The following is a 19058-nucleotide window of genomic DNA, read 5'->3' on the forward strand; positions in this document are numbered from 1 at the left end:
GGAAGGATAAGTTATGCAGATAAAGAAGCTTAAGCAAGCAGACACAGTTGCTACATTTCTAGAGACAGGTGATTTAAAAGAATTGAATAGCTGTGGCATGATGATTAATCAATTAGAAGGTAATCCTTTAGACGGCAGTATGAACCAACTCTATTTGCGGATAATTACAGGGGACACAATTAATTATCGACCAATGATTGGTTCCAACAGTCAAAGTGATTTTTATCTTTCAGATAATCAATTGACATGGCGGGGTGAATTTGAAGCGGTTCGTTACCAAGTTGACTTTCGTTTGGGGCCAAGCAATCAATGGTTCTGGCGGGTTAATGTCACTGGAACTGGCTTAGTAGATATTGTTTATGGTCAAGATATTGGCTTAGCGACAAAAGGAGCCGTTCAGTCAAATGAAGCGTATGTGTCGCAGTATCTTGATCATCACATTTGGCAAGAGGGCGAAGAGCTTGTTGTTTTATCAAGACAAAATCAACCGCAAAATGAGAAGTTTCCAGCCCTTATTCAAGGGAGTTTTCAAAAATTAGTAGGCTACTCAACGGACGGCTATCAATTTTTCGGACGTTCATTTAAACAAACAAACACACCAGAAGCATTGGGGAAAAGATATTTAGCAAATGAAGTCTATCAATATGAATTTGCTTACATCGCTTTACAAACGGAAGCCGTCCAATTAACGAATGAAAGTAAGGAATTTGTTTTTTATGGTGCGGTAACAGAAACACATCCGCAAGCATTAGCTGAACCTTTTTTATCGAAAGAAGCCTTACAAGCTATTTATGAAACTGTGACATTCGATTCATTAGAAGGAACACAGGACTATCCTCCGAAACTTTTAGGAGAACCTATCACAGGAAATCCATTAACAGAAGAAGAATTGGCCGCACTTTATCCCCTTCAGACACAAATTGAAAAAGTAGGAGGTCAGACGTATTCCTTTTTCACGGAAAATTACCATCATGTTGTTCTTCAAGAAAAAGAAATTGCCATGGAAAGAGCGCATGGCCACATTTTATTAAGTGGTAAAGGCTTAACGGTTGATGAACCTTTGCTTAGTACGACAGTGTATATGTATGGCATTTTCAATTCACAAGTAGTTTTAGGAAATACGACCATGAACAAATTAATGAGTAATAGCCGAAACGCTTTAAACGTTATGAAACGCTCTGGTCAACGAATCTACATTTTAGAGAATGGCTTATGGCGCTTACTAACAATGCCTTCTGCTTTTGAAATGGGGTTGAACTCTGCTACGTGGTATTATAAGTTGCCAAAGGATACAATTCGTGTACGCACTTTCACTTCGCCTGATTCAAGAGTGATTCAATTGGAAGTGACCAGTCAAAAGGATGTATATATGTGGGCTGTTTCTAACCATTTGTTATTAGGACCGGAAGAAGTACCAACCTATCAATTAGAACAAGCTGGCAAAACGCTTCGAGTGACGGGAAATCATTCTGCTACAGAAAATTATTACCCAGAACTAACCTATGCATTGACAGTTGATAAATCATTTCAAGTAACCGATAGCACATTATTTGGTGGAGCTGAAGCGGACTTATTAGTCTTGGCAATCGAAAAGACCCAAAAATTTTCACTACTTATTACGGGCAGTATAGAGGACCAAGCATTAGTTAATACACCATTAGATTTTGAAAAAGCAGAAAGTCAATATTTGGCATTCATTAATGGCTTGTTGCATCATTTTGAGTTAACACACACAGACTCAAGTGTGCAGCAAATGAATCAATTAACTCGTTGGTATACTCATAATATGCTCGTTCATTATTTGTCGCCACATGGCTTAGAACAATATGGTGGAGCAGCTTGGGGCACACGAGATGTGTCGCAAGGACCGACAGAATTTTTCTTTGCGACGCAACAGCCTAAGATCGTGGCCTCCATTATTCAGCATCTATTTGAAAATCAATTTGAGGACGATGGCAACTGGCCGCAATGGTTTATGTTTGACCGATACGAAGAACAAAAAGCCAGTGAAAGCCATGGCGATATTATCGTCTGGCCATTGAAAGTAGTGACTGATTATTTGGAACAAACTGCAGATTATTCAATCTTAGCTACGGAAATCCCTTATACAAGTCGCAAAGATAATCACAAAACAAAAGAAACAGCATCTTTATTTGAACATTTGAAAAAAGAAATAAATTATATTGAACAACATTTTTTACCAGAAACTTTTCTATCCTGTTACGGTGACGGCGATTGGGATGACACGTTACAACCTTATGATAATCGTCTTAAAGAGCAAATGGCTAGTAGTTGGACCGTTGCCTTAACGTATCAAGTGTTGAAAAAATTTGCGGCTTTAATTACGGAAATCGATGCTACTTATAGTCAGCACTTAACAATTTTAGTCGCAGGAATAAAGAACGATTTTCAAAAATATATGTTGGCGGATGAAACGATTCCAGGGTTTATTTATATGGAAACGCCAGAAACTTTTGAACAAATGATTCACCCAAATGACCAAAAAACAGGAATTCAATATCGATTATTGCCAATGACTCGTAGTATGTTAGCTGAATTATTAACACCGGAACAAGTAAGTCATCATTTAGAAATTATTGAAAAAGAATTAACGTTTCCTGATGGCGTGCGCTTAATGAACAAACCAGCGAACTATCGAGGCGGTGTGAGTACTAATTTTAAACGAGCAGAACAGGCGGCTAATTTTGGTCGCGAAATTGGCTTACAGTATGTTCATGCGCACATTCGCTATACAGAAGCGATGGCGAAAATTGGTCAGCGAGACAAAACCTGGCAAGCATTAATGCAAATCAATCCAGTTCAATTAAAAGAAGTGGTACACAATGCAGAGTTACGCCAAGCCAATGCCTATTTTAGTAGTTCCGATGGCGATTTTAAAACAAGGTATGAATCACAAGAAAATTTTGGTAAACTAAAAGATGGAAGTATTGGGGTAAAAGGTGGTTGGCGAATTTATTCAAGCGGGCCGGGAATTTATTTAAATCAATTAATTACAGCTGTTTTAGGGATTCGGCAAAAGGCCCAAAGTGTGGTTTTTGATTCCATGTTACCAGAAAAATTGTCTGGTTTAACACTAACTTACCAATTGTTTGATAAACCTGTCACATATAAATTTTACCCAAATCAGTCAGCGAAAATAGTTATCGATGGTCAAGAAGTTCCGTTTAAGTTTGAAGAAAACCCTTATCGAGAAGGGGGAATGGAAGTTCAAAAAGACGAGGTGCTTTCATTATTAAATGAAGCAAGTGTTATTGAAATTTACCATTAGAAAGGAGAGTAGTCCATGGTAGGAATTAAAGATATTGCAAAAAAAGCAGGCGTATCAATCTCGACCGTTTCTTACGCATTGAATGGTAGTTCAAAGGTAACTGAAGAAACACGAACGCGCATCCAAGCAATTGCTGAAGAGCTAAACTATGTTCCTAACATGGCCGCTCGCACATTAAAACGTCGTCAAACCAATATTATTGGTGTCTATTTGGCCGATTATGGCGGTAGTTTTTATGGTGAATTGTTGGAGGGAATTAAGAAAGGCTTAGCACTGTTTGATTATGAGATGATTGTCTGTAGCGGTAAAAAGTCACATCTTTTCATTCCTGAAAAAATGGTGGATGGGGCAATTATTTTAGATTGGACATTTCCAACAAAAGAAATTGAAAAGTTTGCTGAACGTGGCCATTCGATCGTTGTCCTTGATCGAACCACTGAACATAGGAATATCCGGCAAGTTCTCTTGGATAATCGTGGCGGTGCCACGCAGGCAATTGAGCAATTTGTCAATGTGGGTTCAAAAAAAGTTCTTCTGCTTTCTGGACCAGAAAAAGGTTATGATAGCCAAGAACGATTGGCTGTTAGTACACGAGAATTAACTCGTTTTGGGATACCTTATGAAATTATCCAAGGCGATTTTACCGAACCTTCTGGCTATGCGGCTGCTAAAAAAATTTTGAGTCAACCACAGACAGAACCAGTCGATGTTTTTGCTTTTAATGATGAAATGGCGATCGGTGTCTATAAATATGTTGCAGAAACAAATTACCAAATGGGGAAAGACATTCGGATTATTGGTTTTGATAATTCTGAACTAGGTGCGTTTGTGCAACCGCGATTAGCAACAATTGCCTATTCTAAACATCGATGGGGCATGGTGGCTGCAGAGAAAATTATTCATTTAATGCGGGGAGAACTTGCTGAGAGCGAACACATTTACACACGTTTTATAGAAGGAGAATCTTTTCCATCTGAATAATAAATAAAAAGTTTGGTCCAATGCTAGCTAAGCTAGCGGACCAAACTTTTTTCTGTAATGGTAATTTCTTCTGATGCAATGGGTTCATCCAGACTGAGAAGGCGATCTCTAAATTTAAAATGGACCGGCTTGTTCTCATTAATAAATTCATACGGGTAAGCGCCTTGGATTGTTTCACCAGGATTGATTTCATCTGCTAAACGATCTAATTTGTCTTGGAAAGGTGAATCTGTTAAGACTGCATATTGTAAATTTTGGGCTTTTCCGTGGACAGTTTGACTAACTTCCATAAAACTTTGAATCATTAGCTGAATATTTTGTGTTTTTTCGGTTGTATTGGTTAATTCAAACAGGACATAAAACATTGGTTTGCCTTGATAATCTTTTCCTTTATGCAAGGCAGTTAAGGCTAAACGCCCATCTGGAACCAACAATGTTCGATTTTCATACGTCCCAATACTTGTCGCCAACACTTCATCAGGTGCGGGCGCACTTTGACTTGCTGGGCTGCCACTTACAGTTGAACAAGCACTTAATAAGGTACTTAGAACGAGTAAGCTCATTAAAATGTAGGGTTTCCTCATATAAAGTCCTCACTTTGGTTGATTGACTATGTAAAAAACAAATTGCTTGTATCTATATAAAAAAGAGTGCTACAAGCAATATTTTAATCGTAGTTCTAGTAAATAGCAATACTTTTATCAAAATTCATGTTTGGAAATATAATTTGAAAAATATTTTTAACTAGCAGAAAAACATTTCTAACAAAAAGTATTGGCTCAAAGTAAAGAGATCATTTTGTTAGAAATGAGAAATGGCAACATAAAAGTTTTCTATTTTTCTGCAATTAAGACAGTTTCAAAAGTGAATTCACTAGGAATATGATTCGCAATTGAGTATTCAAAAATATGTCCATTGCCTAGGTAAGCAATTTGTTCTGCACGCATCAGGAAATCATTATCGGTTAAGTTTAAATATTTTTTTTCCAACGGAGAAGGACGGATCCCAGAAATGCTGACCCGCGCACTTTGAATTTTTTGATGCAATTGTTCCGAAATATATTGATAAATGGAGACTTTCAATTCTTTCATTGTCAAGTTCGGAATTAAAGCAACGGGCATCCAAGTGTATTCAATAATTGAGGGCACATCTTCGATAATCCGTAAGCGAATAATTTTGTAGACTAACTCTTCTTCTGTAATACTTAATTTTTCAGTCACCCAAGGCTCAGGTACTTCTGTTGCAAAGCCTAAAACCACGGATTCAACTTTTCCATCGTAGGTTGAGTAAGTGCCGGTTAACGGAGAAAATTTAGTAATGGTTCGATTTTGAAAGTCTTGAACAAAGCTGCCCGAGCCACGTCGTCTGACAACATAACCTTCTTGCACAAGCAAATGTAAGGCTTTTGTAATGGTTAGTTCGCTGACTTGATATTTTTCTGCAAGAAGACGACCTTGGGGTAACTTTTGATTAATTGGATAAACACCTGCTTCAATATCCTGTTTTATAGCTGCATAAATTTCTTTATAACGTGTATTTGTCCGCATCAGAGTCCTCCTTTATCACCAGTATTTCTCTCATTATACCATGAATTTAACATGTTAAAACTATATATTTATTTTTAACGTAACCACTTAATAATCAAGTACTTAAATAAAAGTAGTTGACTTATTCTTTTTAAAACTATATAGTTTTAAAAGTAAACAGAAGAACTTATTGATCTGATTGGTACTTTTTGTGAAAACCTTTTACAATAAAAGGGCAGCACAGAAAAGAGGGAGGTATGACAATGGAACATCACCAACTAAAAGCATTTCCGCAAGATTTTTTATGGGGCTCTGCTTCGGCCGCTTATCAAGTAGAAGGTGCTTGGAATGAAGACGGCAAAGGCGCATCTGTTTGGGATGAATTTGTTCGGCTACCAGGAAAAACGTTCAAAGAGACAACTGGCGATTTAGCCGTCGATCATTATCATCGTTTTAAAGAAGATGTGGCTTTAATGAAACAACAAGGTTTAAAAGCATATCGTTTCTCGATTGCATGGACACGAATTTTACCTGAAGGGCGTGGTCAAGTAAATCAAGCGGGACTGAAATTTTATTCAGATTTAATTGATGAGTTATTAGCGGCAGGAATTGAACCAATGGTAACTTTATATCATTGGGATTTGCCAGCTGTTTTGCAAAAAGAATATGGTGGCTGGGAATCAAGAAAAATTATTGCTGATTTTGTGGCCTATGCGAAAATTTTATTTGACGCTTTCCGTGGCAAAGTTCGCTATTGGATTAGTTTAAACGAACAAAATGTGTTTACTTCGTTAGGTTATCAATTAGCCGTGCATCCTCCCGGCGTAACAGACAATAAACGGATGTATGAGGCCAATCATATTGCTAATTTAGCCAATGCAGCAGTGATTAATGCGTTTCATGAATTAGAAATGCCTGGCAAAATTGGCCCTAGCTTTGCTTATACGCCTGTTTATTCCGTTGATGCGCATCCTGCCAATGTTTTAGCGGCTGAAAATGCAGAAGATTTGCTGTCGCATTTTTGGTTAGATGTCTATCTTTGGGGAGAATACCCAGTTGCCGCATTAAATTACTTACAGGAGCAAGGTGTGGCCCCAACGATAAAAGAGGGCGATTTAGCGTTACTACGTTCAGCCAAACCTGATTTTCTAGGTATTAATTATTATCGGACGGATACGGTTGCTGCTAATCCATTAGATGGCGTCGGAATAGGGAAGATGAATACAACGGGTGAAAAGGGTTCTGAAACGGAATCTGGGGTACCGGGTTTATTTAAAAAAGTAAATAATCCATATGTTGAACGAACGAACTGGGATTGGGCCATTGACCCGCAAGGTTTGAGAATTGCCTTACGACGATTAGCTAGTCGCTATCAAGTGCCTATTTTAATTACTGAAAATGGGTTAGGCGAATATGATACCTTAACAGAAGATAAACAAATTCACGATACGTATCGCATTGATTATTTGCGAAGCCATATCCAAGCGATTCAAGAGGCGATTACGGATGGCGTTTCAGTTATTGGTTATTGTACATGGAGTTACACCGATTTACTGTCGTGGCTTAACGGCTATCAAAAGCGTTATGGTTTTGTCTATGTGGATCAAGATGAAACACAAAAAGGTTCCTTAGAAAGAATCCCGAAGGACAGTTATTATTGGTATCAAAAAGTCATTGAAACAAATGGACTTATCTAATTATAAGAAAAGAGTGTGGAAAATATGACAGTAAAAATGGGGTTTATTGGATTTGGTAAAAGTGCCAACCGCTACCATTTACCTTACGTAATGATTCGAGAAACACTAGAAGTGAAAACGATTTTCGATTTACATGTTAATGAAAAAGCAGCAGCGCCCTTTAAAGAAAAAGGCGTAAATTTTACCACTGATCTTAATGAATTATTGACGGATCCAGAAATTGAATTGATCACAATCTGTACACCTGCGCATACACATTATGATTTAGCCAAACAAGCCATTTTAGCTGGTAAATCAGTGATTGTGGAAAAACCATTCTGTGATACGTTAGAACATGCAGAGGAATTATTTGCTTTAGGGCAAGAAAAAGGGGTAGTAGTGATGCCTTATCAAAATCGACGTTTCGACGGCGATTACCTAGCGATGAAGCAAGTAGTAGAGCAAGGCTTTTTAGGAGAAATCAATGAAGTGGAAACGCATATTGATTATTATCGACCAGGAAGTATCACGGAACAAGGACCTAAAGAAAATGGTTCGTTTTACGGACTAGGCATTCATTTAATGGATCGCATGATTGCTCTTTTCGGGCGTCCAGATCAAGTCACTTATGATATTCGTAATAATGAAGTGAGTGAGGCAGTCGATAATTATTTTGACGTTGATTTACATTATGGTTCAAAATTAAAAGTAAAAGTTAAAACGAATCATTCTGTCGCTAGTCCGTATCCACGTTTTATTGTTCATGGCAGCAATGGCTCGTTCATCAAATATGGCGAAGATCAACAAGAAAATGATTTAAAAGCCGGAATCATGCCGGATGCACCAGGCTTTGGAGAAGATTCACCAATGTATTATGGAGAAGTGACCTACCGTAATGGCAATGGCGACTGGATTAAAAAACAAATTAAAACGCCTGTAGGTGATTACGGTCGTTATTATGATGCCGTCTATGAAACGTTGAAAAATGGTGCACCGCAACTAGTAACTAAAGAGCAAGCATTAACTAACATCGAAATTTTAGAAGCAGGTTTTCTTAACTCAAGTCCAAGTGTTTATCGTTTGAAAGAAAACTAAAGCGTGTTTAAATGACTTGAAAAGCGCCTGCCCCACAGTCCAGACAACTGTGGGGCAGGCGCTTTTATTTATAAAGAATTGTGAATTTTAATATAAGAAACGTATATTGTTAGTAAAAATAAAAAAAGGAAAGACATCTTAGTAGCACTACTTCCCCAAGAATTGCTACTAAAATGTCTTTTGTGATGCTCGCTCAATTGAAGAGCCTTAAATAGGATATCGAATATCCAGTATAAATGCAAGTAAACTACTTTATAGTTAATATTAGTATACTTCATAAAATAATTTTTCAAAGAGAAAAAGGCTTGTTATGAGAAAAAATTAATTTTTAACTCGTTTTTTCTAAACAAGATTCGGGTGAAAAAGACAATAATTACTGAAGCTGAATGGTAATTAAAGAGGTTCTTTGCTAAAATAGGAAAGACAAGAAAGTTTGGTTAACGAAAGAACCAAATCAGAAAGGAGGACAACCAGTGGAGAGTTGGCTTTTTTTACTACTGATTGCCTTGATTGCGTTTGTTGCAAAAAATCAAAGTTTATTAATTGCGTCAGTTGTTGTGCTTGCTTTAAAAGCTTTACCAAATAGTGCGAAAATCATGTCGTGGTTGTCAGATAAAGGCATTAATTTAGGCGTCACAATTATTTCAATTACCATTTTAGTCCCGATTGCTACAGGACAAATTGGCTTAAAGGATTTAATCCAATCATTCAAAACACCGATGGGATGGCTGGGGATATTTTGTGGAATTCTGGTGGCTGTTTTATCCTCAAAAGGAGTAGGTTTAATTAATCAATCGCCTGAGATTACGGTGGCCTTAGTTTTTGGAACGATTCTTGGCGTCGTTTTTTTAAAAGGAATTGCAGCTGGTCCGATTATTGCATCGGGGATGATGTACGTAATCATTACTACCTTTCAAGCCTTTCAACACTAAAAAAGCAAACAAAACGCGTAAACGTTTTGTTTGCTTTTTTAGTGTTGATAAATGTCCACATTACTATCTAATATGCCACTTTCATTTTTTAAAGTAATGGTTCCCGCATTCGGATGAATCACTAGCTGTAAATGCCCTGTTAAAAACATTTGGTCATACGTCGAAGTATAGACGTGAAAAGAATCATTAGCAATTGTTTCGGTATAAGGCGCTTCCGCTTGATCAACAGGAACGATAATGAAACGATCGCCAATCATACAACAACCTTCTGCGGAAGAATAAGGATTAGAGCCGTCATTTGCTACCAACAAGAAGGTGTTCGTTTCAGTTAAGAAAGGGGCTAAACGTTGTTTTACTTCTTCAGAAATAGTCAGAGACATTTGCCTCACTCCTTTAAATAGTATATAAAAGGAAGAGGGTAGCTTGTCGCTATGCCGCTCTTCAAAGGTTTTGTTATTTGCTTGTTTCTTTACTGCTTTTTTTGAAAAGAGCAATAGAAAAGGCGACAACTAAGACAACTGTTGCAGCTAAAACAAATGGATTTTTTGTTGCTGATGTGAACCCTAGGACTGTTGAACCAATCGCACCTACGTAAGATAAAATAATCGCTGCTTTCTTTGGTGTTGAAAGTTCTGTAAAGCTATCGCGGAAGGCGACACCTAAACCTAAAGCGCCAATAAAGGCAAACATCCCAAAAATAATGTGTAAAAAGACCATGAATTTCACCTCCAACAGTCAGTATAGAGAGAAATGGCTAGTTTGTAAACTAATTGAGCTTACTTGTGTTATTTATCACTTGATAAATGTCTTTGCCAATGCAAAAAAACAACGTACGATCAATCGGCAGTACGTTGTTTTTTAGTTTAATATAATTAGGAAGCAGAATCCTTATTTTGCTGGATTTTTTTGATCGATTTTTCTGTTGGCGTCACATATAACGTTCGTTGGTTTTCATAAATCACATAACCTGGTTTTGCTCCATTGGGTTTGTGCACATGTTTTACTTTGACATAGTCGACAGGCACTTGTGAAGAAAGTCGATATTTTGAAAAATAAGCTGCTAGAAGTGCGGCTTCAGTAAGGGTTTCTTCGCTAGGATGTGCGTCACGAATAATTACATGAGATCCAGGAATATCTTTGGCATGGAGCCAATAATCAGTTTTTTTAGCGGTTCGTAAAGTCAATTGATCATTTTGCAAATTGTTTTTTCCAACGAGAATAGGTGTGCTATCTGTGGCATAAAAAAGATCGGGTTGGCTTTTTTTCGGCTGTTTTTGTTTTTTATTTTTTTTACGTTTTAAATAGCCTTGCTCAATCAGTTCTTCACGAATCACTTCAATGTCCATTGGTGTCGCAATTTCAAGTTGTGCCACAACTGACTCTAAATAAGAAATTTCTTGTTGCGTTTGCTGAATTTGTGTCTTAACAACTCGGACAGCATTTTTCAATTTTTGATATTTTTGAAAATATTTTTGTGCATTTTGATTAGGTGAAAGTGCAGGATTTAGCGAGATACGCAACGGTGCATTTTCTTCATAATAATTTGGTAATTCCACCTCGGTGGCTCCTTTTGGGACTTGTGCCATGAAGGTTGTTAATAGTTCTCCGTCGCGACGGTAATTTTCAGCGTTTTCTGTATCGGCTAAGGTTTGCTGTAATTTTTTAAGTTTCTTTTGATTTCTTTTTAATTCATTTTCAATTTTGCGAATTAGTTCGCCGCCTTGTTGTTTGACACGGTCTTTCTCTGCTTTACCAGAATAAAAGGCATCTAGTAATTCACTGAGTGTCGGATACGTTGTTTGTTCACCAACTAATGATTGATAAGGAATGGGCGTAAAATATTCTTTTTTTTCAGTGACTGTTAATGTCGGTACAACAGCTTCAGTGACTGAGGACCAAAATTCCGTCCAGATGGCCATTTTTTCATTTGGTTGTGCAAGTAAACGGGCGCTTAATTCGTCTGCTGTATCTTTGCCTAGACCTTGGAAATGCTGTTGTAAATAGCGTCCGTTTAATTCAGGAGCTGTAGAAAGAAGCGCAAAGACTTCTTCTTTTGAGGCCGTGAGCGGATTAAGTCCCAGTGGTTTTGGCGGTTCAATATAAGTTGCTCCAGGAAGCAACGAACGATAACTATTTTGGCTCATTCCAATGTGTTTTATCGCATCTAAGATTTTTCCAGAAGATTGGTTAACTAAAACGATTGTACTGTGACGTCCCATTAATTCAACAATCAAAACAATATTTTGTAAGTCACCTAGTTCATCTCTTTTTGAAAAGGTGAAGTGAATCACGCGGTCATTTTCTATTTGTTGAATCGTTTCTAAAATGGCACCGTCCAGAAATTTTCGTAACATCATCACAAAATTAGGAGGTGTTTCTGGATTGCTATAGGTAATTGTAGATAGTTGTATGCGCGCATAACTAGGATGTGCTGATAATAGTAATTTATGGTTTTTACCTTTCGCACGAATGACTAAAACGACTTCGTTTTCATAAGGCTGATGGATTTTTGAAATCCGGCCACTTACGAGTGTTTCTGTCAACTCATGAACCATGCTATGAGTAAATACGCCATCAAATGACATAATAAATCCCTCGTTTCTTTCCGACTAATAGCTTTATTATAGCGGAGTTTTTGAATTTAAGAAAGAAGCTTGTTAAAAAGGAGTTGGGTTTTCCTTAGAAAGCTGGGGAAGTTTGCTGGTTTTTTTAGTAATTAAAGCGCAAGGGTAGGCAAGAAAGAAAATGATTAGTATAATAGATAAGAACTAAAAGCGAGGAGCGATTAGAAGTTGAATAATTTTATGGAAGAACTAAAAGAGGCACTTTATGAATTAAGACAAAGAAAACTGTTAATGATTACCGCTATTGTAGCATTAGTATTAATAATTGGCTCAATCATTTTTATTCCAACGATGCAAAAAAATATTCGAGCTGCTCAAGTTGAATCGTTAGTCGCAGGACCCATCAAATCAGAGAAAGTCAGTGTCTTAGATTACAAAACAGCAGACAAGAAAATCCAAGAAACAGGAGCCATGTCAGTCATGTTTGCTAAACCATCTGGCAAGCAATACGATCAAATGGTGAAGCTGTTTAATTCAGATAAAATGAATGAATTTCATCGTTCGCTGTATATCTATCCGTTAATTTATAATGCTGGCAAAGCACAAGAGCAATACAATGTTAGCGGCGATGAGATTACGCTTGTTTTCTTTGAAAACGGCAAAGAAAAGACACGGACGGTTGTCGAAAAATCTATGGATTTAAAAACACAATTAATACCAGAATTAAATCGATTACCAATGGCTGGCGTTTTGAAAGACCAGCAAAAAGCGGCGCAAGAAGCTGAAAAAGAAGCAGCAAAGACCGCTGAAACACAGACGACGACCAGCACGACTGGCGTTGCTCAATCTACTGAAACGACGACAGAAAGCACTGATACAGTACCAGAAACTGGTGAATAATAGCTAGCTATGTTAAACTTAGATTGTAGAAAGTTTTAAGGAATTAGAAAGAGGGGATTTTCGATGGCATTAGTAATTTCAATGACGATTTTAGTAAGTTTATGGCTGATTCAATCGCAAAAACAAGCAGTTAAAGTTCCCGTGAAAATTGAAAGAAACCGAAACAATTAAGTGGTAAATATGCTGAAATAAAGAAAAACGAGCCTCTCATAAGAGTGGCTCGTTTTTTAGAAGTAAAAGAAATGCAAGAAAATAAAAACTTTTTCTTGACGAACAAAATCAATATAGTGTAGACTACCTTTAACAACATAACTAGGAGGGAAAATACATGACACAATTATCTAACGTAAAAGAAATGCACCAATCATGGCAAAACTGGCGTAGATAGTTGTATGTATGATTCTTTCATAGATACAACTTTAGAAGACTTATTCTAAAAAGTGTATCTATGCTGGTTATATTCAAGAAGAAAAAACGACCACATAGAGGACCCATCTATGTGGTTTTTGTTTTGCATAAAAACAACGACCACTCCTAAACACTTAGGATAAGTCGTTGTTTTTTTGCTACGAATCACTACGATTGGCACGAAGTGACAGAGTAGATGATGAGTAGCACAAGGTGAGCGAAGAGAACGTTGTCCCATTCGTAGAAAAAGTGCTCCTGCGATTCTCACCAAAGTTGCGATTCTCGTCGCAGTTAAATCCTGACATTTGTAAAAAAGTGTTCCTAGGATTTTGACTAAGCAGAGGATTACGAATCTCAGTTTCACTTTCAACGGAAGAAACGCCCTATAGATAATGGTTTTATTATTAAAAAGAAAAAGTTGCCAAACAAAAGGGCAGTTAGGAGAATGCAAAATGAAAAATAAACGTTTAACGTTTGTCGTGTCTTTATTAGCTATTTATTTAATTGGTGCTTTTTTTGTGAATCAAAAAGTGACAAATTCAAAGAAAGAAACAGTTACTGTAGGGGTTTTGCAGTTTGTCAGTCACCCCGCATTGGATGAAATTTATAAAGGTGTTGAAGAAGGGTTAAAGGAAAATGGCTACGACAAAGGCAAAAACTTAGAAATTATTTTTCAAAATGGTCAAGCCGACCAGAGTAAGTTAGCAATCATGAGTCAACAATTAGTACAAAAAAAGGCAGACGTTTTAATTGGTATCGCCACGCCAGCTGCGCAAGCGTTAGCCAACACTACCCAAGAAATCCCGATCATTTTAGGCGCCATTACGGACCCTGTTAGTGCTGGATTGGTGAAAGACAATCAAAAGCCAGGCGGTAACATCACGGGTGTTAGTGATCAATCACCTTTGTCAGCCCAGATGGATTTACTAAAAGAATTGATACCAGCTGCCAAAAAAATAGGTATTCTCTATGCTTCCTCAGAAGAAAACTCTCGATACCAAGTAGCTGAAGCGCAGAAAGCAGCTGAAGCCAAAGGATTGACAGTGAAAACATATGCTGTGCCATCAAGTAATGAAATAGCACAAACGGTTCAAGTGATGACTAAGGAAACAGATGTGATTTATATACCAACTGATAATACGATTGCTAATGCTATGCAAACGGTAGTCGGAGAAGCAAATCGAACCAAGACGCCGATTATTCCTTCGGTGGATACAATGGTAGAACAAGGCGGTTTAGCAACTGTTGGGATTAATCAACATGCGTTGGGGGTACAAGCCGGCAAAATGGCAGCAGAGGTTCTGTCTGGGAAAAGTCAACCAGCAACTACACCCATTTATACCTTTAATACAGGCGACACAATTATCAATGAAAAACAAGCTCAAAAGTTAGGGATTACGATTCCCGCAGAGTTAGCAAAAAAATCGAAATTGATTAACTAATTATCAAAGAAAGTAGGAGAAGCGATGATTGTTTCAGCAATTGGACAAGGAATGTTATGGGCCTTGTTAGGACTAGGTATTTTTATGACTTATCGTATTTTAAATTTTCCAGATATGACCACAGAAGGTTCATTTCCGTTAGGAGGGGCGGTTTGTGTAACTGCCATTACAACAGGGGTTTCACCATTTGTAGCGACTCTTTTAGGGGTCGGAGCAGGAATGCTTGCCGGTTTAGTGACTGGTTTACTATTTACAAAAGGAAAAATTCCAATTATTTTAGCAGGAATTTTAGTGATGTCTGGTTTAAATTCCGTGATTTTATTTGTGATGAAATCGCCAAATAAGTCTTTATTAAACCAACCGAAGATTCAAGATGTTTTTCAAAAAATGGCCTTACCAGATTATTATGATACTATTTTTTTAGGGATTAGTGTTTTGGCTGTGGTAATGATTTTACTGTTATTTTTCTTTAACACTAGTTTAGGACAAGCCTATATTGCGACAGGTGACAATGAAGAAATGGCTCGCTCGATTGGCATTCAAACGGATCGCATGAAAATTTTAGGATTGGTTTTATCGAATGGCTTGATTGGCTTATCTGGCGCTTTGATTGCTCAAAATGATGGATATGCGGATGTAAGTAAAGGAACCGGTGTCATTGTGATTGGCTTAGCTTCACTCATTATTGGTGAAGTACTGTTTGGAGAATTAACGTTTGGTGAACGGTTGATGGCGATTGTTGTAGGGAGTATTATTTATCAACTATTGATTTTATTAGTGATTAAATTAGGCTTTGATACGACATATTTGAAAATCTTCTCAGCAGTGATTTTAGCAATCTGTTTAATGATCCCACAATTGAAAAAAGCATTACGACTACATGGCTTTTCTGATAAGGGGGAAACGAAATGAAACCAGTTGTTGAATTAAAAAATGCGACAAAAATCATTGATAATGGGATGAATGAAAAAAAAGTGATTTTGGATCATGTGAACTTAGCCATTTATCCTGGAGACTTCATTACTGTTTTAGGTGGAAATGGCGCAGGCAAGAGTACGCTATTCAATAGTTTAGCAGGAACTTTGACACTAACAGAAGGACAATTTTTAATTGAAGGAGTCAATCGCACCAATCTTTCTGAAGTCAAACGGGCCAAATCTCTAGCGCGTGTTTTTCAAGATCCTAAAATGGGGACAGCACCAAGAATGACTGTGGCAGAAAATTTATTGCTTGCCATGAAACGCGGACAAAAACGTCCCTTAACATTACGGAAGATAAATGAGCAACGCGCCTTGTTTACAAAAATCTGCCAAGAAGTTGGCAATGGCTTGGAAAATCATCTGGATACACCGACAGGTAACCTTTCTGGCGGTCAACGCCAAGCCTTAAGTTTATTAATGGCCACTATCACAAAACCAGAATTATTACTTTTAGATGAACATACTGCTGCCTTAGATCCCAAAACATCCAAGCAGTTGATGCACTTAACGGAACAACGGATTGAAGAAGGGAACTTAACTTGTTTAATGATTACCCATCGAATGGAAGATGCTTTACGATATGGCAATCGTTTAATTGTTTTACAAAAAGGTAAAATTGTTCAAGATTTAAACGCTGCTGAAAAAGCACAATTAACGCTACAAGATTTGTTGCTGTTCTTTGAAGAAGTAGAGTAAAAAAACAAGCTCAGAAAATGAGCTTGTTTTTTTATTTTTTGACCAATCGGAAGAGTCGCTTTGGGAAAAAACGTTTGACAATTCGTTCCAGTAGCGATGTCACCATAAAGCCCGCTGCGATAGCTGCAGCAGTAAAGACAACTTTTAAAATCAACTGCAAACCGTCATCAATATTTCCTAACAAAATGCTCCGAACTGCTTGATAGGCAGGGCCTCCTGGCACTAAAGGAACCAAACTCGGAATATAAAAAATAATCATCGGCATTTTTTTGTAACGGGAAAAAAAGATACTAGCGATTCCTAACCCGACCGTTCCTAAAAAGTTTGCAAAGGTTTGACTAGCATCAAAAGTTTGCGTTAAGAGATAATAAATCATCCAGCCTGTCATGCCAGTAATGCCACAAGCCACCAGTGCTTTACGAGGAATGTTCGTAATAATACCAAACGTCACAGTCGCTAAAAAACTAAAGAGAAGATGAAAAATTAGTTCCATTTGAACACTCCTTACATAAATAATTTAAAAATCAAGGCAATTCCCAGGCCAACAGACCCAGCAATAAAAATAGCTTCTGTCCCTCGCGCCGTCCCGCTGATGAGGTGGCCCGCTAAAATGTCGCGAAAAGAGTTCGTAATCGCCACACCTGGAACTAACGGCATTACCGCACCAATAATAATATTATCGATGTTGACCGCTAAGTGAAAATGCACAGCCAAATAGGCCAACAAACCAATGACAAAAGCGGCTGCGAATGAATCGAGGTAAGGAACTTGGAATAACTTTTGGGTAAAAAGATAACTGGCATACCCAATCACGCCAACAAAAAAAGTTGCAATAAAATCTTGCCAAGTGCCACCAAAAATGTACATTAACGTACAACTAACAATCCCGGCTGCTAACAAGCGTAACGAAATTGAAAAAGTGGGGGTATCTGTTTCTAATAGAGTTAAGCGCTGATAAAGCTCTGGCAAAGTAATCTCCTTTTGCGCAAATTCTCTTGATAATTGATTGACAAGGCTAACTTTTTCCAAATTAATCGAGCGCTGGGGGATGTTTTCTAATTGCGTATAATTACTGGAACGAAAGCCCACGAAAATCCCTGTAGCCGTCGTGTAACAAACGCTCTCTGGCTCGCCAGCATTTGTAGCAATCCGAGTAATTGTATCTTCGGTTCTATATACTTCAGATCCGCTTTCCAGCATAATTTTTCCAGCTAAAATGCATGTATCAATAATTAATTGTTTTCTTTTTTCGCTATTAACCAAAGGAATGGCTCCTTTCATTTCGAGTTCACTTTTAGTGTATCATTTTTTTTAAGAACTGTACGCAATTTAAAATAGAGATAGAAAAAAAGTGTGATTTTTTACAAAAATGAAACGAATCTTAAGAATAAATGAAAACAAATAAGGAATTAGTAAAAATTATGGGTTAGTTGTAAGAATCTAGGATCTTTCCTTGCATTTTAGTAGGAAACATCCTATCCTAAACATAGAAAAACAAAGGGGTCAATAAAAATGGACAACCAATGGTTACTCTACGGAATTAGCAGTGTTGTATTAATTATTTTAATCAGAAGAACAATCCTATCAGGAAACATCGTATTAAGTTGTTTGTTGGGAGCGATTTTGCTGATTCAAGTAGTGGGAGTAGCTCTCTGTGCACAGCAGAAAAAGAAAAATGAACATACAAAAGAACTACCTTCTTCTAAAGTACATCAATAGAAGAAGGTAGTTTTCTCTTATAGTAAATCAAATTTTTTCAAGCCATTAACAATGCCATTCTCAGTATTTTTAGTTGAAATAAAGGTGGCTTTTTCTTTTAGTTCTTCTCGCGCATTACCCATGGCAATTCCATAATCACAGGCCTCAAACAGCGCCAAATCATTGATGCCATCACCAAAGGCATAAGTGGGAATGCCGTTTAATCCCAAGGTGTTAAAAAGATTTTTGACACCAGAGCCTTTAGAGACCCCTTTACGAACAATATCAATTGAAAAAGGACCATTGCGATAAAAGGTCAATTCAGGAAACCGCTCATAGTAATATTCATCATCATCGCCATGTTGACTTAAGACCAACATCATGTTGACGGCATCATTCTCATAACCTGTGGGATCAATTTCTGGAACAGCTGAATGAATATAATCATAGGCTTGTTTCACTGTGCCAGTATGCCCTGTACAAAAAATACGGCGCTCATTGTAAAAAGCCAATTCATGACCACGCTGTTTGACATGTTCATGCAGTAAAACACATTCCTCTGTTGTAAATTCATCTGAATAAATCGTTTTTCCTTCATAATGAATAAATTGCCCGTTCATTACAATCGCAGAATCAATGCCACTGGCTTTCATGATTGGCTGAATCTCACACAAGGTCCGACCTGTCGCAATTAAAGGTAAAATTTGATTGTCTTTCAAGGCCGCCACTGCTGCGGTAATCTCAGGAGTTATTTGCGATGTTCCATCTAACAAAGTTCCATCTAAATCAAAAAAAGTAATAGCTTTCATTTTATCCATACCCTAACATCCTCTCTACGCTTGTTATTTTAACAAACTTTTCTGAAAAGACA

The 19058-nt window shown here is 37.4% G+C and carries 18 protein-coding genes; 10 read left to right on the forward strand and 8 right to left on the reverse strand.

From position 1 onward, the window contains the following. Nucleotides 1-13: 13 nt before the first annotated feature. Both PYW42_RS05395 and PYW42_RS05400 read left to right on the forward strand, forming a co-directional pair. Nucleotides 14-3289 carry a GH36-type glycosyl hydrolase domain-containing protein gene (locus tag PYW42_RS05395; RefSeq protein WP_002410963.1) on the forward strand — a complete coding sequence of 1092 codons (3276 nt, stop codon included), beginning with the start codon at nucleotides 14-16 and terminating at the stop codon, nucleotides 3287-3289. A gap of 15 nt (nucleotides 3290-3304) precedes the next feature. Next, nucleotides 3305-4270: a LacI family DNA-binding transcriptional regulator gene (locus tag PYW42_RS05400; protein WP_002357893.1), complete on the forward strand. Its 966-nt coding sequence runs from the start codon at nucleotides 3305-3307 to the stop codon at nucleotides 4268-4270. 32 nt (nucleotides 4271-4302) lie between these two features. On the opposite strand, the gene PYW42_RS05405 is transcribed toward PYW42_RS05400, so the two are convergent. Both PYW42_RS05405 and PYW42_RS05410 read right to left on the reverse strand, forming a co-directional pair. Then, a complete protein-coding gene (locus PYW42_RS05405; protein ID WP_002384665.1) occupies nucleotides 4303-4833 on the reverse strand; it encodes a DUF5067 domain-containing protein in 531 nt (176 codons plus the stop codon). Nucleotides 4834-5103: 270 nt separating this feature from the next. Further along, nucleotides 5104-5817, reverse strand: a complete 714-nt coding sequence (locus tag PYW42_RS05410) for a GntR family transcriptional regulator (protein ID WP_002363775.1) — start codon at nucleotides 5815-5817, stop codon at nucleotides 5104-5106. Nucleotides 5818-6059: 242 nt separating this feature from the next. On the opposite strand from PYW42_RS05410, the gene PYW42_RS05415 reads away from it, so the two are divergent. The 3 genes from PYW42_RS05415 (at nucleotide 6060) to PYW42_RS05425 (ending at nucleotide 9499) form a co-directional block, all read left to right on the forward strand. Further along, the gene (locus PYW42_RS05415) at nucleotides 6060-7493 is read left to right on the forward strand and encodes a glycoside hydrolase family 1 protein (RefSeq protein ID WP_002409423.1); all 1434 of its coding nucleotides are present in this window, start codon (nucleotides 6060-6062) and stop codon (nucleotides 7491-7493) included. Between the two features lie 24 nt (nucleotides 7494-7517). Then, nucleotides 7518-8567: an oxidoreductase gene (locus tag PYW42_RS05420; protein WP_002409424.1), complete on the forward strand. Its 1050-nt coding sequence runs from the start codon at nucleotides 7518-7520 to the stop codon at nucleotides 8565-8567. A gap of 473 nt (nucleotides 8568-9040) precedes the next feature. Further along, nucleotides 9041-9499 (forward strand): DUF441 domain-containing protein, encoded by a 459-nt coding sequence (locus tag PYW42_RS05425; protein WP_002363780.1) that lies wholly within the window; start codon nucleotides 9041-9043, stop codon nucleotides 9497-9499. A 38-nt stretch (nucleotides 9500-9537) separates the two neighbouring features. Here PYW42_RS05425 and PYW42_RS05430 read toward each other — a convergent pair whose 3' ends face one another. From PYW42_RS05430 to efbA, 3 genes are all read right to left on the reverse strand, one after another. Beyond that, on the reverse strand, nucleotides 9538-9879 hold the full coding sequence (locus PYW42_RS05430) for an iron-sulfur cluster biosynthesis family protein (protein WP_002391631.1): 342 nt from the start codon (nucleotides 9877-9879) through the stop codon (nucleotides 9538-9540). Between the two features lie 73 nt (nucleotides 9880-9952). Continuing rightward, nucleotides 9953-10216, reverse strand: a complete 264-nt coding sequence (locus tag PYW42_RS05435; RefSeq protein WP_002381957.1) for a hypothetical protein — start codon at nucleotides 10214-10216, stop codon at nucleotides 9953-9955. A gap of 155 nt (nucleotides 10217-10371) precedes the next feature. Then, the gene (gene efbA, locus PYW42_RS05440; RefSeq protein WP_002410031.1) at nucleotides 10372-12084 is read right to left on the reverse strand and encodes a fibronectin-binding protein EfbA; all 1713 of its coding nucleotides are present in this window, start codon (nucleotides 12082-12084) and stop codon (nucleotides 10372-10374) included. 219 nt (nucleotides 12085-12303) lie between these two features. Here efbA and PYW42_RS05445 point away from each other — a divergent pair, with 219 nt between their 5' ends. The 4 genes from PYW42_RS05445 to PYW42_RS05460 all read left to right on the forward strand — a co-directional run bounded on the left by PYW42_RS05445 (nucleotide 12304) and on the right by PYW42_RS05460 (nucleotide 16489). Continuing rightward, the gene (locus PYW42_RS05445; protein ID WP_002386659.1) at nucleotides 12304-12963 is read left to right on the forward strand and encodes a hypothetical protein; all 660 of its coding nucleotides are present in this window, start codon (nucleotides 12304-12306) and stop codon (nucleotides 12961-12963) included. Between the two features lie 860 nt (nucleotides 12964-13823). Next, nucleotides 13824-14813 (forward strand): tryptophan ABC transporter substrate-binding protein, encoded by a 990-nt coding sequence (gene trpX, locus PYW42_RS05450; protein WP_002391629.1) that lies wholly within the window; start codon nucleotides 13824-13826, stop codon nucleotides 14811-14813. A 24-nt stretch (nucleotides 14814-14837) separates the two neighbouring features. Continuing rightward, on the forward strand, nucleotides 14838-15725 hold the full coding sequence (locus PYW42_RS05455; protein ID WP_002357879.1) for an ABC transporter permease: 888 nt from the start codon (nucleotides 14838-14840) through the stop codon (nucleotides 15723-15725). Continuing rightward, nucleotides 15722-16489 carry an ABC transporter ATP-binding protein gene (locus tag PYW42_RS05460; RefSeq protein WP_002357878.1) on the forward strand — a complete coding sequence of 256 codons (768 nt, stop codon included), beginning with the start codon at nucleotides 15722-15724 and terminating at the stop codon, nucleotides 16487-16489. The genes PYW42_RS05455 and PYW42_RS05460 overlap by 4 nt, the downstream gene beginning before the upstream one ends. 31 nt (nucleotides 16490-16520) lie before the next feature. Here PYW42_RS05460 and PYW42_RS05465 read toward each other — a convergent pair whose 3' ends face one another. Together PYW42_RS05465 and PYW42_RS05470 are read right to left on the reverse strand one after the other, a co-directional pair. Continuing rightward, nucleotides 16521-16982, reverse strand: a complete 462-nt coding sequence (locus PYW42_RS05465) for a threonine/serine exporter family protein (protein ID WP_002377734.1) — start codon at nucleotides 16980-16982, stop codon at nucleotides 16521-16523. 11 nt (nucleotides 16983-16993) lie between these two features. Beyond that, entirely contained in the window at nucleotides 16994-17770 is a 777-nt protein-coding gene (locus tag PYW42_RS05470; protein WP_002363785.1) for a threonine/serine exporter family protein, read from the reverse strand. Between the two features lie 231 nt (nucleotides 17771-18001). Here PYW42_RS05470 and PYW42_RS05475 point away from each other — a divergent pair, with 231 nt between their 5' ends. After that, nucleotides 18002-18208, forward strand: a complete 207-nt coding sequence (locus tag PYW42_RS05475) for a hypothetical protein (RefSeq protein WP_002357875.1) — start codon at nucleotides 18002-18004, stop codon at nucleotides 18206-18208. 17 nt (nucleotides 18209-18225) lie between these two features. Here PYW42_RS05475 and PYW42_RS05480 read toward each other — a convergent pair whose 3' ends face one another. Further along, nucleotides 18226-19005, reverse strand: a complete 780-nt coding sequence (locus tag PYW42_RS05480) for a Cof-type HAD-IIB family hydrolase (protein WP_002404496.1) — start codon at nucleotides 19003-19005, stop codon at nucleotides 18226-18228. Nucleotides 19006-19058 lie beyond the last annotated feature (53 nt).

The sequence above is a fragment of the Enterococcus faecalis genome, from assembly GCF_029024925.1.
GTDB classification, from domain to species: Bacteria; Bacillota; Bacilli; order Lactobacillales; family Enterococcaceae; genus Enterococcus; species Enterococcus faecalis.